This is a genomic window from Streptomyces sp. A01, assembly GCF_059026195.1.
On sequence record NZ_JBWLKN010000005.1, the window covers coordinates 21299 to 37984 of the forward strand.

13 protein-coding genes are annotated in these 16686 nt (G+C 71.4%); 2 read left to right on the forward strand and 11 right to left on the reverse strand.

What is annotated here, in order from left to right:
* The first annotated feature begins 35 nt into the window (after window positions 1-35).
* Complete coding sequence (locus AC5P1B_RS07815) at window positions 36-1724, forward strand: Stk1 family PASTA domain-containing Ser/Thr kinase (RefSeq protein ID WP_493885840.1); 1689 nt, start codon at window positions 36-38, stop codon at window positions 1722-1724.
* A gap of 178 nt (window positions 1725-1902) precedes the next feature.
* Here AC5P1B_RS07815 and AC5P1B_RS07820 read toward each other — a convergent pair whose 3' ends face one another.
* The 9 genes from AC5P1B_RS07820 to pdhA form a co-directional block, all read right to left on the reverse strand.
* Window positions 1903-2466, reverse strand: a complete 564-nt coding sequence (locus AC5P1B_RS07820) for a bacterial proteasome activator family protein (protein WP_493885841.1) — start codon at window positions 2464-2466, stop codon at window positions 1903-1905.
* Window positions 2467-2538: 72 nt separating this feature from the next.
* A complete protein-coding gene (locus AC5P1B_RS07825; protein WP_493885842.1) occupies window positions 2539-3222 on the reverse strand; it encodes a hypothetical protein in 684 nt (227 codons plus the stop codon).
* Between the two features lie 505 nt (window positions 3223-3727).
* Window positions 3728-4744 carry an NAD(P)H-quinone oxidoreductase gene (locus AC5P1B_RS07830; RefSeq protein WP_493885843.1) on the reverse strand — a complete coding sequence of 339 codons (1017 nt, stop codon included), beginning with the start codon at window positions 4742-4744 and terminating at the stop codon, window positions 3728-3730.
* A gap of 20 nt (window positions 4745-4764) precedes the next feature.
* Window positions 4765-5820 (reverse strand): potassium channel family protein, encoded by a 1056-nt coding sequence (locus AC5P1B_RS07835; RefSeq protein ID WP_493885844.1) that lies wholly within the window; start codon window positions 5818-5820, stop codon window positions 4765-4767.
* Window positions 5817-7973, reverse strand: coding sequence for a molybdopterin molybdotransferase MoeA (locus tag AC5P1B_RS07840; RefSeq protein WP_493885845.1), 2157 nt, complete (start codon window positions 7971-7973; stop codon window positions 5817-5819). The genes AC5P1B_RS07835 and AC5P1B_RS07840 overlap by 4 nt, the downstream gene beginning before the upstream one ends.
* A gap of 602 nt (window positions 7974-8575) precedes the next feature.
* Entirely contained in the window at window positions 8576-9487 is a 912-nt protein-coding gene (locus tag AC5P1B_RS07845) for an NTP transferase domain-containing protein (protein WP_493885846.1), read from the reverse strand.
* Between the two features lie 257 nt (window positions 9488-9744).
* Window positions 9745-11424 carry a dihydrolipoamide acetyltransferase family protein gene (locus AC5P1B_RS07850; RefSeq protein WP_493885847.1) on the reverse strand — a complete coding sequence of 560 codons (1680 nt, stop codon included), beginning with the start codon at window positions 11422-11424 and terminating at the stop codon, window positions 9745-9747.
* Window positions 11424-12494 (reverse strand): alpha-ketoacid dehydrogenase subunit beta, encoded by a 1071-nt coding sequence (locus AC5P1B_RS07855; RefSeq protein ID WP_493885848.1) that lies wholly within the window; start codon window positions 12492-12494, stop codon window positions 11424-11426. Before AC5P1B_RS07855 ends, AC5P1B_RS07850 begins: the two co-directional genes overlap by 1 nt.
* Entirely contained in the window at window positions 12491-13630 is a 1140-nt protein-coding gene (gene pdhA / locus AC5P1B_RS07860; RefSeq protein ID WP_493886181.1) for a pyruvate dehydrogenase (acetyl-transferring) E1 component subunit alpha, read from the reverse strand. The genes AC5P1B_RS07855 and pdhA overlap by 4 nt, the downstream gene beginning before the upstream one ends.
* A 172-nt stretch (window positions 13631-13802) precedes the next feature.
* Here pdhA and AC5P1B_RS07865 point away from each other — a divergent pair, with 172 nt between their 5' ends.
* On the forward strand, window positions 13803-14291 hold the full coding sequence (locus AC5P1B_RS07865; protein WP_493885849.1) for an Lrp/AsnC family transcriptional regulator: 489 nt from the start codon (window positions 13803-13805) through the stop codon (window positions 14289-14291).
* A 184-nt stretch (window positions 14292-14475) separates the two neighbouring features.
* On the opposite strand, the gene AC5P1B_RS07870 is transcribed toward AC5P1B_RS07865, so the two are convergent.
* Together AC5P1B_RS07870 and AC5P1B_RS07875 are read right to left on the reverse strand one after the other, a co-directional pair.
* Window positions 14476-15063 carry a TetR/AcrR family transcriptional regulator gene (locus tag AC5P1B_RS07870; protein WP_493885850.1) on the reverse strand — a complete coding sequence of 196 codons (588 nt, stop codon included), beginning with the start codon at window positions 15061-15063 and terminating at the stop codon, window positions 14476-14478.
* 2 nt (window positions 15064-15065) lie between these two features.
* Window positions 15066-16646 carry a 3-hydroxyacyl-CoA dehydrogenase gene (locus AC5P1B_RS07875; RefSeq protein WP_493885851.1) on the reverse strand — a complete coding sequence of 527 codons (1581 nt, stop codon included), beginning with the start codon at window positions 16644-16646 and terminating at the stop codon, window positions 15066-15068.
* Between the last annotated feature and the right edge of the window lie 40 nt (window positions 16647-16686).

Consider the following 16686-nt stretch of genomic DNA (forward strand, 5'->3'; position numbering starts at 1 on the left):
AACGCCAGGGCAGTGCGCCAAGGGGGAAGTAAACAATGAGCCAGCACGGCGCACAAGGCCGCTACCAGGGCCGCTCCATCAGCGGGGGCCGCTACCAGCTGCAGGACCTGCTGGGCGAGGGTGGCATGGCGTCTGTGCACCTGGCCTACGACAGCGCGCTTGACCGCCAGGTGGCGATCAAAACCCTGCATACCGAACTCGGCCGAGAGCAGTCCTTCCGCGAGCGCTTCCGCCGCGAGGCCCAGGCTGTCGCCAAGCTCTCCCACACCAACATCGTCTCGGTCTTCGACACCGGCGAGGACGAGCTCGACGGCGGCCTCATGCCGTACATCGTCATGGAGTACGTCGAGGGGCAGCCGCTGCGCTCCGCCCTTGACACCGACGTACAGCAGTACGGCGCGATGCCCGCCGAGCGGGCCCTGAAGATCACCGCGGATGTCCTCGCCGCGCTTGAGATCAGTCACGAGATGGGTCTGGTCCACCGCGACATCAAGCCCGGCAACGTGATGATGACCAAGCGCAATGTGGTCAAGGTCATGGACTTCGGCATCGCCCGCGCCATGCAGTCCGGTGTCACCTCGATGACCCAGACCGGCATGGTCGTCGGCACCCCGCAGTACCTGTCCCCCGAGCAGGCCCTGGGGCGCGGCGTGGACGCCCGCTCCGACCTGTACTCGGTCGGCATCATGCTCTTCGAGCTGCTGACCGGCCGGCTCCCCTTCAACGCGGACTCCCCGCTGGCCATCGCGTACGCCCACGTACAGGAGGAGCCGGTCGCCCCGTCGACCATCAACCGCTCCCTCACCCCCGCGATGGACGCGCTCGTCGCCCGTGCCCTGAAGAAGAACCCGAACGAGCGTTTCCCCACCGCCGAAGCCATGCGCGACGAGATCGCGCGGGTCCTCGGCAGCGGGCAGTCCGGCGCCGCGCCGATCATCATCACCGGCGGCCCCCCGGCGCAGAGCGGCGCCGGGATCGGCTCCGCCGTCTTCCCTCCGGTCGACCAGCACGCCCAGGCCCCGGGCCCGCAGCACGTGCAGACGCCGTACCAGCCGCAGCCCGGCCCGTACACCGGCGGCTACGGCCCCTCGACCCCGCCGCCCGGCCCGTACGCGGCCACCCAGCAGTCGGCCCAGCAGCACGGCTACCAGGCCCCGGCCCCCGGCCCGCACACCCCGTCCCCGTACCAGGGCGGTGCCAGCACCCCGCCGCCGTACAACACCCCGGCGAGCACCGGCGCGGGCAGCGGCGGAACCGGCGGCTCGGGCGGTCGTGGCAACAAGAAGGTGATCATCAGCTCGGCGGTCGTCGCCGCCGTGGCGGTCGTCGCGGTCATCATCGCGCTCGCGGCCAGCGGAGGCGGTGGCGGAGGCGGAGGCGGAGGCGGCAAAAAGGACGACGAGGCGAAGCCGAGCACGAAGTCGACCGCCGGTTTCAAAGAGGGCGACAAGACCAAGACGATCGAGCCCGACGCCTGCCAGAACGCGTATGAGGCGTCGGAGAAGAGCGACGCGTACATCGTCCCGGACTTCCAGAACCTCTACGTCGCGTCCGTGAAGAAGTGCCTCCAGAACGCGGGCTGGAAGTACGAGGAGATCCCCGTGGACGAGAACGTCTGGGGCAAGGGCACGGTCATGGAGTACACGTACGACGAGCGCAAGCCGTTCGACCCCGATGAGGACACCATCGAGCTGACGGTCTCCACCGGCTACCCGGAGGACTAGGACACGCCGACCAGCAAAGCGCTCCGGGTGGACCTGTGGTCACAGGTCCACCCGGAGCGCTTTGCTGAAGTTTCGCGAGAAGTACCGAGAAGAGTGTGAAGTGGCGGGACCACCGAGAAGACGGCCCGCCTGACGCGCTGGAGATACGGACGAGCCAGAGACTGGAGATACGGACGAGCTAGAGATATGGGCCCGAGCGGGCACTGCCGCCCAGGTTCTGGCCGTCCTCTTCCTCACCGCCGCCGACGCCGGGCGGCAACGCCCTGCGCATCTGCTCCAACTGGGCACGAGCCGCCATCTGCTGGGCGAAAAGCGCCGTCTGAATGCCGTGGAACAGACCCTCAAGCCAGCCGACCAACTGCGCCTGGGCGATCCGCAGTTCCGCCTCGGTCGGAATGGTGTCGTCCGTGAAGGGCAGGGACAGCCGCTCCAGCTCCTCGATCAGCTCAGGAGCCAGACCGTCCTCCAGCTCCTTCACCGAGCTGGAGTGGATCTCCTTCAGCCGGACCCGGCTGGCCTCATCAAGAGGCGCCGCCCTGACTTCCTCCAGAAGCTGCTTGATCATGCTGCCGATACGCATGACCTTCGCCGGCTGTTCGACCATGTCCGTCACGGGGACCTCGCGCGAGTCGTCGTCACCGCTGCCATCGCCACTACTGGCGCTGCCGAGAGCCATGCCGTCGGGACCAACGACCAACACGTGCGGGCTCTCCTGCGACCGTTCGTTCATCGGCTGGTTCATACCCCCATTGTTCCGCACGTCACCTTGCCGGGCTGGCGTGGGTCCGCTGCTACTCGGAGGCTACGACAATCCTCAGTGCCGCCGCAGACGCAACCCGAAGTAGGCAAGGCCAAGACCGGTGAGCGCCATACCCGTTCCGAGCGGCAGCACCCGCATGACCCGTCCGGTCGGCTCAGCCGAGGACTGCCGCGCTCCGGCTTCGGCGCCGGCCGCGTCGGACGCCGCCCCCGCGGAGGGACCGACCTGGCCCTGGGTCGGCGCGAGCGGTGGCACCCGTTGCCCCGACGGCGACCACACCGGGGCCGGCCACAGCGGCCGCCCCGCCTCGTCCCGATCGCGGGGCGGCGACCCGGAGGGCCCGGCATCGTGGGCCGACGGCCGTGCCGAGGGCGCTGAGGACGGATCGGAGGACGCCGGGGAAGTCGGTGAAGACCCGTCGGAGGTCGTGGCGGATGGTCCCCCGGAGTCGGCGTCCCTCCCCGAGGGCGGGGCCGTGGGAGGCATCGGCAGCGCGGGCGAGAGGCCGTCGGGCGGCGCCGCGCCGGACGAGTCGCGCGGAGCCTGCGGGACCGGCTCGGAAGCCTGGGCCTCCGGCGTGCGCCCCTGCTGGGCCTGCGCCGGACCGACGTGCTGCGGCAGCGCCCTGCCCGGGTGCGCGCGCCCCTCGCCGGAACTGCTTCCCGCGAGCCTGCCCGCGGACGGGTCCGGAGGCGCGGCGAGCGCGAGGGTCGCCGGGCTGGACAGCGAGAATCCCAAGACCAGCAGCCCTCCCGCGAGCGACGAAGCGGCCACCCACCGCGCGGCAGCATGCGCGCCACCCGCACGCGGCACGCTCCGCGGCCCGCCGGTGCCCGTCAGGGGAGCTTCTACGTGTCGTGATCGGTGCGCTGAGGTCACGGCCGCGTTCCTCCCGTACCGGCGGATCAATCGACTGACCGTCTCAGCGTCACACACGGCGACATACCCGGCATCTTGGGTCACAGGCATCGACGTGGCCGCACCGCGACCGCACCACGACCGCCCGATGAGCGACCGGCGACCGGCGACCGACCAATGACCGACCGACGGCTGACTGGCGACTGACGGGCGACCGACCGGCGAGCGCGCCCTTTCCCGCAGGGCGGCGCGCTCGCCGTCGGCCGGACCAGCGGCACGGTCGCGGCCGGGCGGCCTCGGACTCTGTGGGCAGACCGAGGGGGAGGCTCCGTGGTCGGGGCCTGTGGCCGGGGCCCGTGGCCAGGGCCTGTCGTCGGGGGTCGTGTCAGACCGTGAGGAGGACCTTGCCGATGTGGCCGCTGGCGTCCAGCACGCGGTGGGCCTCCGCGGCGTCGGACATCGGAATCGCGCGGTCCACCACCGGTCGCACCCGGCCGCTGGCGAGCAGCGGCCACACGTGTTCCCGTACGGCCGCGACGATGGCCGCCTTCTCCACCGTCGGCCGCCCCCGCAGGGACGTGGCGGTGACGGCACCGCGCTTGCCGAGCAGGGTGGCGAGGTTCAGCTCGCCCTTCACACCGCCCTGCATGCCGATGATCGCGAGGCGCCCGTTGACGGCGAGGGCCCGCACATTCCGGTCGAGGTACTTCGCTCCGATGATGTCGAGGATGACGTCGGCACCGTCCCCGTCCGTGGCCGCCCGGATCTCCTCCACGAAGTCCTGGTCCCGGTAGTTGATCAGCACATCCGCGCCCAGCTCGGCGCAAGCGGCCAGCTTGTCCGCGCTGCCCGCCGTGACGGCGACCCGCGCGCCGACCGCCTTCGCCAGCTGGATCGCCATCGTGCCGATGCCGCTCGAACCGCCGTGCACCAGCAGCATCTCGCCGGGACGCAAGTGCGCGATCATGAACACATTGGAGTTTATGCAAGTCCCCCCATGTCCCATGAACACGTTTGACCACACCGTGGCCACAGCTTCGGGCAGTGCGGCAGCCTCCCGGACGCTCACGCCATCGGGCACCGGAAGCACCTGACCAGCGGGAACGGCCACCTTCTCGGCGTAACCCCCACCTGAGAGCAAGGCGCACACCGGCTGACCGATTTCCCAGCCGACCACGCCAGGGCCGAGCGCCGCCACCCGGCCCGAGCACTCCAGCCCCGGATACGGCGAGGCGCCGGGCGGCGGATCGTAGAAGCCCTGACGTTGCAGCAGGTCGGCACGGTTGACGGCACTGGCCGCGACCTCGATCAGCACCTCGCCCTCAGCGGGCTCTGGGTCGGGGACCTCAGCCCAGACGAGGGCTTCGGGTCCGCCTGGTTCTGGAATGGTGATCGCACGCATGGTCGCGAGGCTACTCCCGTCTACCCCGCCGTCGGCTGAGCCCGTATGACCGCGATCACCCGGTCCGTCGCCTGAAGCGGGCTCGCCTCCGGATGGTCGTAACCCAGCAGCCGGTGTCCGCGCAGCACCGTGACGATCAGATCCTCGGTCTCGCGAACGTGCTTGCCGACCTCCGCCTTGACGACGGGACGCTCCACGAGGTCGAGGCCGCTGCCCTGCTGGATCAGGTCCTCCATCACGGCTCCCGCGCTCGGGCTCAGCACGGACAGGCCGAGCAGCCGCCCGGCCGCGCTCGCGCTGGTGATCACGGCATCGGCGCCGGACTGCCGCAGCAGCGGCGCGTTCTCCTCCTCACGGACGGCGGCCACGATGTTGGCCCCCTTGTTCAGCTGCCGCGCCGTGAGCGTGACCAGCACCGCCGTGTCGTCGCGCTGCGTGGCGATGACGAACTGGCGGGCCCGCTGCGCCTCCGCCCGCAGCAGCACATCGCTGCGTGTCGCGTCGCCTATGACACCCGCGAAGCCCTCGGCGTTCGCCGACTCGATCACCTTCTGGTTCGGGTCGATGACGACGACCTGACCCTTCGGCAGACCTGTCGCGCACAGCGTCTGCACGGCCGACCGGCCCTTCGTGCCGAAGCCGACGACGACGGTGTGATCACGCAAGGCGGTTCTCCAGCGGTTCAGGCGGTACTGCTCGCGGGTGCGCTCGGTGAGCACCTCAAGCGTGGTACCGACGAGGATGATCAGAAAGAGCACGCGAAGCGGCGTGATCAGCAGTGTGTTGACGAGCCGCGCGCTGTCGCTGTGCGGGACGACGTCGCCGTAACCGGTGGTCGACAGGGTGACGGTCGAGTAGTAGACGGAGTCGAGGAAGTCGACCTTGTCGTCGGCGTTGTCGTGATAGCCGTCGCTGTCCAGATACACGAGAAGAATTGTCGTCACCATCACCAGCAGCGCGATGAGCAGCCGCCGGCCGACCTGACGCAGCGGCCCCGCAGCGAAGTGCGGCAGCTGTACGCGGTGCGAGACAGCTTCGGTCGTACGCGCCGCCGCGTCGTGCGTGGGCAGCTTCACTCAGTTCCTCCGGGCCAGACGCCGGGCGAGGTCTCTCCCCCGGAACGCGGATGACGTGCCGCGTCGTGCGACACGCCCACGTCCATGCGGGCTGTGCGTGACGTAGGTGACGAGGGCGATGTGTCCGGCGAGAGCCATGTGTTCGACGAGTGCCGGGCGTCCGAAGAGCGCGAGGCATCCGACGCGTCCCACGCGCCCGATGCGTGCGCTGTGTGCGACGTAGGTGACGCAGGTGACGCAGGTGACGTAGGTGACGTAGGTGACGTAGGTGACGTAGGTGACGTAGGTGGTGCGTGCAGGTCGTACGGCGTTTCCATGCGGGTGGTGGGGGGTGGGTCGTGCGGCGAGGCGCGGCCGGCGGAACGCGGCGGGCCGTCCGGCGGCGCGTCGGAACGTACGGTACGAGGCGGATCAGACGGCCCGCCGGGCAGACTTCCGGCACTGGCACTGGCACTGGCACCGGCACCGGCACCGGCAGGGGGTACGGGCTGCGGCCCGCCCGGTGCCGACCACGGCAGGCTGATGACCTCGACCTCGGTGCCTCGCGCCGACCCGCCGGGCGGGATGACGGCCATGCCGTCGGCGACCGCGATCCCACGAAGCATCGCCGGGCCGTTGAAGTGCAACGGCACCACCTCGCCCACGCGTCGGCTCACCGGCACCAGCCGAGTGTCCCTCGGATGCCCGGGCACAGCGGCGGCCAGCACAGCCGACCAGGACCCGGCCTCGTTGCCGGTCTTCACCCCGGCCCGAGCAGTGGTCGCAGGGCGGATGCCGTTCTCGGGCCCGAGGTCGGCGCCAGGCCCACCGCCGGTGCCTGGACGGGCGGCGAGCGTACGGAGCAACGGCTCAGCGAGCGTCAGCAATCCGGACACGGCGGCCAGCGGATTCCCGGGCAGCCCGACCAGGTGCCGGTCGTTGTCGAGCCTGGCGAGCAGCATGGGGTGACCCGGCCGTACGGCGACGCCGTCGACGAGCAGCCGCGCACCGAGGCGGCGCAGCACCGGATGAACGTGATCCACCGGCCCTGAAGCGGTACCGCCCGTGGTGATCACCAGGTCGGCACGCGAAGCGGCGACGGCCTCGTACAGCGCCTCGGCCGCGTCCCCCAGCCACCGCGTGTCCATGACCTCCGCGCCGAGCTGTCGCAGCCACGGGCCGAGCATCGGCCCGAGCGCGTCCCGGATGCGCCCCTCGTGCGGCAGCCCCGACCGCAGCAACTCATCGCCGAGTACCAGGATCTCGACCCTCGGCCGTCGAACAACCCTCAACTCGTCGTAGCCCGCGGCAGCCGCCAAACCCAGCACGGCAGGCGTGACAAGCGTCCCAGCGGGCAACAACTCGTCCCCTCTGCCGCACTCCTGGCCCCGGGGCCGGATATCCTGGCCGGGCAGCACGGGATGCGCGGCGGACGCGTACAACCAGCCCGCCTCCGCATCAGAGCCACGCCCCACTCGCTGGCCCTCGCCCGCTCGCCCACTCTCGGACTCGTCCGTGTACGCACCTTCGCGATACGCACCCTCGCGCTGGTCCGCCCCGTGGGTCTCCGCCCCAGCACGCCCAGTCTCAGGACGGTCGGTCTCAGGACGGCCGGTGTCAGGACGGCCGGTCTCACGGCGGTCGGTCTCACGGCGGTCAGTCTCAGGCCGTCCCGCCTCGGGGCCGTTCTCGGCGTACGGGTCGTACACGACATCGCGAGGGGCGGAGGCACCACTGTGCGCAGGGGAACCACGATGAGCAGGCGAGTCGCCCTGAGCAGACGACCCACCAGAACCAGGGGTGCCGCCGGATGTGCCCCGGCTTCCGCCTTCTCGTCCGTCCCTGACTGTGCCGTGCTCACTACGGAGCACGGCGGTCGTCCCGGGCGGGGTGCGGGCGCCCGTCGCGATCCGGATCGCATGGCCATCGTGCAGCGGTGCGGGCTGCGCGTGCCCGGCCAGGACACCGGCGTTCCCGACCGGCAACCGCCAGGGGCCCGGGCCGGCGAGGGCCCAGCCGTCCATGGCCGAGGTGTCGAAGGGAGGCAGGTCGGTCAGCGCGGGCAACGACTCGGCCAGCACCTGGCCGAGGGCGTCACCCAGCGGCCGTACGGACGTCGGCAGCGACGAACTCGCCGCACGCGCGGCCCTCGCACGAGCCTCCCGCCACGCCACAGCCCCGCCCCTGCCCTTTCCTCGCGGGCGCCCGCCTTCAGCCGCACCACCCGCCCGGGACGCCCCAGCCGATCGGCCCCCGGCCACCGTCTCCGCTTCCGCCGCCGCGTCGTCTGACCCACTCACCGCAGCCGTCCCATCTGCCCCGCCTGTTCTGTGTGACCCAGCCGCCCCGGAGGAGTTCGCTGCCCCAGCCGTACCAGCGGCCCCGGTCGCCCCCACCGCTTCACCACCATCCGCAGAACCGCCGCCCCGCCCGGCGTCACGATCACGACGAGCGCCCGACTCCCCATGCCCGGCCGTCGCACGCCAGGAGCCGGTGAAACCGGAATCAGCGGCCCCGGAATCGGCTGCCCCGGAGCCGGCAGACCGATAACCGCTGGACTGGGCATCGGCAGACCGGGGATCGGCGGACCGGGAGGGCGCAGTCTCGGCAGATGTGGGCCCAGGGGGTGTGGCAGACCTGGCGGACCTGGGAACCCTGGGGGAGCCAGGGGAGGTGTGCCCCGACGAGGCGGTGATGGCCAGCGCCTGTTCGGCCGCGCGGTCCAGCTCCGCTTCAGCGTTCTCAGCGTTGGCCGACGCCGCGCGATGTCGCTCCGTCATCCTGTGGACTGCTCCGGTGCCCCGGGCTCTCCGGCCCCGGTCGGTCGTTCCCCTTCCCGCGCCGCTTCCGCCTCTGCCTCCTCCGCCCACCGCGCGGCCAGCGCGACAGCCTTACGGCTCGCCTCGGCGACCGCGTCGGGGCTCCCTCCGCCCGCCTGCGCCGCCGCGTAACCGACGAGGAAGGTCGTCAACGGCGCGGCGGGCCTGGCAACCCCGTGCGCGGCGTCTCTGGCCAAATCGAGCAGAGCTTTCGTGTCGACGTCGAGCTCGATACCGAGCTCCGCCTTGACCGCGGCGATCCATTCATCAAGCACACGCCCATGCTCCCTGATCCGCGCGCGGGCCGCGCTGACCGCATCCCAGGTGTCGCAGTCGAAGGCGGCGGACGGGCGGTGCAGGCCCCCGAGTTTCAGCTCACGTGTCATCAACCGGAACGGCAGGCCGGACAGGCCACCGTGTTCAGTGACCAGCAAGCCGAGTTCGCGGCGCAGCGGCTCCGCACGGTAAGCGGCGACGAGCGGATGCTCGCGCCCCTCCGCGTCGATCAGCTGAACTCCTTCCTGACCAGGGGGGACCGACAGCAGCTCCCGTACGGTCTCGGGCACGAGAAAGGGCAAGTCGGCGGAGAGTACGAGCAGGGTGTCGGCCTTCGTGTGTCGTACTCCCGCCTCCAGCGCCGCGAGCGGCCCCCCGCCGGGCGGCTCCTCCCGTACCCAGTGGACCGGGCGCGCCGTCGGCCGCCGTGGGCCGACGACGACCGTCGTACGAGCGTCGTCGCACGCGGCGAGCACCCGGTCGAGCAGCGAGCGCCCGCCGACGCGCAACGCGGGCTTGTCCGCTCCCCCGAGACGACGCGCCGCGCCCCCGGCCAGCACCACGACGTCATACGCCACCGGTTCACCTGTCATGCCCCGAGTATGGCCGCCACCCCGCTGAGGTCCGAGTGGCGAGGGTGTATGTGACGTGCGGGAGAGAGAAGAGCGGGAGAGAGGAGAGCGGAGAGAGGAGAGCGGACAGACAGAGAGGACAGCAAACGGAAGAGGGGACGGGGGTCGAGGTGGGGTCGAGGTGGGGCCGGGAGCAGGGACAGGAATCGGGACGGGGACGGGGACAGGGATCAGGATCGGGACGGGATGTGGCAGCAGCGAACGGGGGCGCCCGGTCCCTACAGCGTGCGCAGCAGCACCGCCGGATGCTCCACACAGTCGGCCACGTACCGGAGGAATCCGCCGGCTGTCCCGCCGTCGCACACCCGGTGGTCGAAGGTGAGCGACAGCTGGACCACACGACGGGCCGCCAACTGGCCCTCGTGGACCCATGGTTTGTCCACTATGCGTCCCACACCCAGCATCGCCGCCTCGGGGTGGTTGATGATCGGCGTGGAACCGTCCACGCCGAAGACCCCGTAGTTGTTGAGGGTGAACGTGCCGCCCGTCAGCTCGGCCGGGCTGAGCCTCCCGGCCCGTGCGGCTTCCGTGAGCCGGGCGAACTCGGCGGTCAGGCTCTCCGCATCCCGGGTGTGGGCGTCGCGGACGACGGGCACGACCAGTCCCCGGTCGGTCTGCGCCGCGAAGCCGAGGTGCACGCCAGGGAGCCGTACGATCTCGCGAGCTTCCATGTCCACCGTGGCGTTGAGCTCGGGGAAGCGGGCGAGCGCGGCCGTACAGACCCTGGCCAGCACAGCGAGGAGCGATATCTTCGGCCCGCCAACGGCGTTCATGGCTGCGCGCGCCGCCATAAGCTCCGTCGCGTCGGCGTCCACCCAGCACGTCGCGTCGGGAATCTCCCGGCGGCTGCGCGACAGCTTCTCGGCTGCCGCACCACGCATCCCGCGCAGCGGAACGCGCTCGGCGACCGGCGCCTGACCGCCCGCGGCCCCGAGCGCCGACGCACCTGCCGCACTCGCGGTACGCGCCGCCGCAGCCGGTACTCCGGTAGCCGTGGCAGCCACCGGCTGCCCGCTCCCGCCTCGCGCTTCCTCCGCCGCCCTGTCCGCTACGGCGCGCTCTACGTCCGACCGCAGGATCAGCCCCTCAGGGCCAGAACCCGTCAGCTCCCGAAGGTCGAGCCGGTGCTCACGCGCCAGTCGCCGCACGAGTGGCGAGATCACGGGGACCGGCTGGGCGTCGCCCACCGCCGCGGCGACCGGATGCGCCGCCGCTCCCGTTTGTCCGGCATCGGCCGGCCGCGCCGCGTCCACCGACCGGCCCGATGACGCCGACCGCCCGGCCTGCCCCGCCTCTCCGCGCGCGGCCGTCTCCGCCGCACGCCTGCCGTCACCCGGTGTCCCGGCGGCGCGCACAGCCTCCGCGGCGGTCGTGGACCGCCCAGTCACGCTCGACGCCTTCAGGCGACGGCGGCGCGCCGCTGGCGCGCCCGTGCCATAACCGACCAGGACGTTCCCCGACCCCTCACCGCCACCTGCCTCAGCAGCGCTGCCACCACCGGCCCCGGCACCGCCACCCGAGGAAACACGGCCGGAGGCGGCGTCCGGCGAACCTGAGCCACGACCGGAGCCACGAGCCGAGCCGTTCTGCCCAGCCGAGCCACCGGCCCCTGGTGCGCCCGAGCCGTCCGCCGTCGGCTCCGGCCGCGACGGCTCACCGACGGCGACGGTCAACAGCGCCGCGCCCACCGGCAGTTCCGTGCCCTCCTCACCGAAGCGGGCCGTCACCACGCCCCCGTACGGGCAGGGCACCTCCACCATCGCCTTCGCGGTCTCCACCTCGACCACGGGCTGATCCACCGCCACCACGTCGCCGACGGCCACCAGCCACCGCACGATCTCCGCCTCGGTAAGCCCCTCCCCCAGATCCGGAAGGGCGAATTCGCGAACGACCGCCATCAGTTCGCCCCCTTCTCATCGCCTTCGGCCTGCCCGGACTGTGTCCAGTCGGACTCCCACTGGAGCCGGGCGACCGCGTCAAGCACCCGGTCCACGCCGGGCAGGTGATGCCGCTCCAGCATCGGCGGCGGATACGGGATGTCGAATCCCGCGACCCGCAGCACCGGCGCCTCCAGGTGGTGGAAGCAGCGCTCGGTGATCCGGGCAGCGATCTCCCCGCCCGGGCCGCCGAAACCAGTGGCCTCGTGCACCACGACCGCCCGCCCGGTGCGCCGCACCGAGGCGCACACCGTCTCGTCGTCGAACGGCACCAGCGAGCGCAGATCGAGCACTTCGAGCTCCCAGCCCTCGGCCCTGGCCGCCTCCGCCGCCTCCAGGCAGACGGGGACGGAGGGCCCGTAGGTGATGAGGGTCGCGCTGCGGCCGGGGCGCCGGACGACCGCGCGGCCGATGGGGGCGACACGCTCCGGCGCGTCAGGCGACCAGTCGGCCTTCGACCAGTACAGCCGCTTCGGCTCCAGGAAGACGACAGGGTCGTCGGAGGCGATGGCCTCGCGCAGCAGCCCGTACGCGTCGGCGACCGTCGCGGGAGCCACCACGTGCAACCCGGGAGTCGCCATGTAGTAAGCCTCGGAGGAGTCGCTGTGGTGCTCGACGCCGCCAATGCCGCCGCCGTACGGAACGCGGATGGTCAAGGGCAGCGGCACCGCGCCCCGTGTGCGGTTGCGCATCCGCGATACGTGGCTGATCAGCTGCTCGAAGGCGGGGTAGGCGAACGCGTCGAACTGCATCTCGACGACCGGACGCAGCCCGTACATCGCCATGCCCACGGCCGTGCCCAGAATCCCGGCCTCGGCCAGGGGGGTGTCCGTACAGCGGTCCTCGCCGAACTCCTTGGCGAGTCCGTCAGTGACCCGGAAGACACCGCCCAGCGCGCCCACGTCCTCACCCATCACGTGGACGGTCGGGTCCTCGGCCATGGCGTCGCGCAGCGCCCGGCCCAGCGCCTGCGCCATGCTGGCGGGCTTACGGCCGGTCTTGGGGACGGTCGGGGCTGCCGCCGTGGTCATCGGTCCTCCTCGGCGTCGCACTCGGCGTCGAGCTCGGCGCGCAGCTGGGCCGCCTGCTCACGCAGTTGGCTGGTCTTGTCGGCGTAGACATGTTCGAAGAGGTCCATCGGGTCCAGCACGGCGTCCGCGTTCATCCGGTCACGCAGCTGGGCCGCCATCTGTTCGGCGGCGTCCTGAGCGGCTCGTATCCCGTCGTCGTCCAGCAGCCCACGCGATCGCAGCTCGTCCTCCAGCAGCATGATCGGGTCGTGCGCGCGCCACGTCTCGACCTCGGTGTCCTCGCGGTAGCGAGTGGCGTCATCGGCGTTCGTATGCGCTTCGACGCGGTAGGTGACGGCCTCGATCAGCGTCGGGCCCCCACCGCCACGGGCCCGGCGGACGGCCTCGGTGAGCACCTGGTGCATGGCGACCGCGTCGTTGCCGTCGACTAGGCGGCCCGGCATGCCGTAGCCGACGCCTTTGTGCGCCAGGGAGGGGGCGGCGGTCTGCTTGGCGAGCGGGACGGAGATCGCGAACCCGTTGTTCTGCACAAGGAAGACCACCGGGGCCCGCCAGACCGCGGCGAAGTTCAGCGCTTCATGGAAATCGCCCTCGCTGGTGCCACCGTCGCCGACCATGGCGAGCGCGACCACGTCGTCGCCCTTGAGGCGCGCGGCATGCGCGAGGCCGACGGCGTGCGGGAGCTGGGTGGCCAGCGGGGTGCACAGCGGGGCCACCCGGTGCTCGCTGGGGTCGTAGCCGGTGTGCCAGTCGCCGCGCAGGAGCGTGAGCGCCGCTACCGGGTCCACCCCACGGGCGATGGCAGCGAGGGTGTCCCGGTAGCTGGGAAAGAGCCAGTCCTGGTCCTCAAGCGCGAGCCCGGCGGCGATCTCACATGCCTCCTGCCCCGTGGAGGAGGGGTACACGGCCAGCCGCCCCTGCCGGGTCAGCGCTGTGGCCTGCGTGTTGTAACGGCGACCGCGCACCAGCTCCGCGTACAGCCTGAGGAGCAGCTCGGGGTCGACGTCGGCCACCGCGTCGGTGCCCAGCACGCGGAACGGCTCGGCATCGGGCAGGAGCGGCGCGGGGTCGGTGCGAGGCTGCCAGGCCGGGGGCGGGGTGGGCCGGTAGGAGCCGGGCTGCTCAAGGACCGTCATGTCGAGCACCTCCTCGTGGGGCTGCGTCAGAAGGGCGCGCTGTGGTGCGCCTTCCCTACCGATTGTTCGGTCGCCCACGCAATTTGGCTACAGGCGGCCTCAGCCTGTGGACAATCGGTTCTCCACAGCCTGAAATGTGGGCAGGGCGTCCACGCAGGGGAGGCGGCAGGGCATGTCGGGCGAACAGATGGCCAATCCGGGTGAGCACCTGCCTGCCCGCCCCCTCGACCCCATTGACCGGGACATCCTCCGCATGCTGCAGTCGGATGGCCGCGCTTCCATACGGTCCGTGGCCGAACGCGTACACATCTCACGCGCCAACGCCTACGCGCGCATCAACCGCCTCATCGACGATGGCGTGATCCGCGGCTTCAGCGCCCGCGTCAATCAGGAACGCGCAGGCCAGGGCGCCTCCGCCTACATCACGCTGAAGATCGTGCAGAACTCCTGGCGCACGGTCCGCGAAAAACTCCAGGAACTGCCAGGGACCGCGCATATCGCTCTGGTCAGTGGTGACTTCGATGTCCTGCTGCTCGTCCACACGGCTGACAACCGCGCCCTGCGTGAGCTGGTCCTCACCCGGATTCAGTCCATACCGGAGGTGCTGAGCACCCGCACGCTGCTGGTCTTCGAGGAAACCGACCTCGACTCCGAGCCGTGACCCGACCATGGTCACGCCACGGCCGCAGCCGCGCATCACGGGCGGCAGCGACCACGGCGCACGGTCACGCGACCGGCGTCACGGCAGCCGAGGGCACTGGCCGACCCCGGCCCGGCGCGCGCCATCGCGCACGCGCCCCGGTGTGAAGCGCTCAGCGCCCTCGTACGCGCCGGGCCCGCCTCCGCTACGTCCGCAGGCCCGCGAACGCCGTACGGACCACCGCGTCGGCCACCTCGTCGCTCGTCGCCGCCCCGCCGCGCCCCGGCCGGTACCACTCCACCACGGAGTTGATCATTCCGAAGAGCAGCCGGGTCGCCAGCCGCGCATCGACATCGGCCCGCAGCCCGCCCTCGGCCGCCGCCTGCTTCAGCAACTCGGCGACCTGGTGATCGAACTCGCGCCGCCGTTCCATCGCCCACCGCTCAGTGTCGGTGTTGCCGCGCACCCGCAGTAGCAGTGTCACGTACGGCAACTCCGCCATCAGCACCTCGACGGTGCGTCTGGCCACGTACTCCAGCCGGTCGACCGCCCTGCCTTCGAGCGCGCGCGGCTCCTGGAGGACGACGAACAGCTCGTCCAGAGCACGGCTTATCGCCAGCCGCAGCAGCTCTTCCTTGCCCTTGACGTGGTGGTAGATCGAGGACTTGGAGATTCCAGCGGCCCGGGAGAGATGTTCCATGGATGTGCCGTCGTAGCCGCGCTCGTTGAACACCTCAACGGCGACCGCGAGCAGCGATTCGGGCGTATAGGTGTCGCGCTTGGCCATGGTCATGATTAGAGCAGGTCCCGCCGCGCCGCCGCACGGCGGAGCAGTACCTGGGACGGGGCGTAGCGGCCGGTGGGGTAGGCGTCGTGCAGGTTCCGCAAGACGTCCGTTACCCAGTCGGCGCCCAGTTCGCTGCCCCACTCAAGCGGTCCGCGCGGATAGTTCACGCCGAGCCGCATCGCGGTGTCGATGTCCTCCGCGGTGGCCACACCACGGCCGACCGCGTCCGCCGCGAAGTCGACGAGCATCGCCACCGTGCGGGCGACGATCATGCCGGGTATGTCCTCGATGACGCTGACCTGCTTGCCGAGTGCCTGGAACAGCCCGGCGGCGGCCGCGACACACGCGGGACGGCTGTTGTCGGAGTGGGCCAGCGCGATACGGGTCGCCGCGCGGTAATCCAGGGCGAGGTCGAAGCGCAGGCACTCGCCCGACGGATCGGCGGACGCGGCCGAGCCGTCGGTGAGCGCGAGCCTCGGGCCACCGGGCAGCTCGATGAAGCCCACGCCGCCGTCGGCCCGTCCCTCGTACGTGACCTTGATTCCGGCCTCGGATATCAGCTCGGCCAGCACGGCGGCCGGTCCGAGGCCGCCGTGGACGACGACTGCTTCGGGAGCCGGATGCGGCCCGGCGGTGTGCGGAGCGGGCCGCTCCGGGCCGCTGCCTCCCTCTCCGTACGCGTACCAGCCGCGCCCCGCCTTGCGCCCGTGCAGCCCGGACTCCACCAGTCGGCGCTGGGCGAGGGACGGTGTGAACTTGAGGTCTTGGAAGAAGGCCTCCCACACCGAACGGGTAACGGCCTCGTTCACGTCCTGCCCGATCAGGTCCGTCAGCTCGAACGGCCCCATCCGGAAACCACCTGACTCGCGCAGCACGGCGTCGATGGTGGCCGGGTCCGCGGCCCGCTCCTCGTAGCCGCGGAAGGACTCGGCGTAAAACGGCCTGGCGACCCGGTTGACGATGAAGCCGGGGGTGTCGGCGCAGCGCACGGGGGTCTTGCCCCAGGCGGCCACGGTGTCGTACGCGAGGTCGGCGGCGGTCTCGTCGGTGGCGAATCCGCTGACCACCTCGACCAGCGGCAGCAGCGGCGCGGGATTGAAGAAGTGCAGGCCGACGAAGCGCCCGGGGGAGCGCAGCGAACCCGCGATGGCGGTGACGGCGAGAGACGAGGTGTTGGTGGCGAGCACGCAGTCGTCGGCGACGACCCGCTCAAGCTCGCCGAACAGCTCCTGTTTCACCGGAAGTCGCTCCACGATCGCCTCGATGACGAGGGAAGCGTCCGCGAGCTCGGCGAGGCTGCCCGCCGACGCCAGCCGGGCCACCGCCGCGTCGCGCTCGGCGGCTGACAGCTTGCCCTTCTCCACCAGCCGGTCAAGCCGCTTGGCGATGGCGGCCGCGGCCTGTTCGGCGCACCCCGGCAGGGCGTCGTACAGCCTCACCGGATGCCCGGCGACCAGGGCCACCTGGGCGATGCCCTGGCCCATCGTGCCCGCACCGACGACGGCGACGGTGCGGCTGCGCTCCAGTCCCCCGCCGCCGCCCTCGGGCCCGGCCGCGGTCCTGTCATCGGTTCCGGCAGCAGTGGTCATACCGTTCATCCTCCCCGAAGAATGATCCACACGTTGGTTA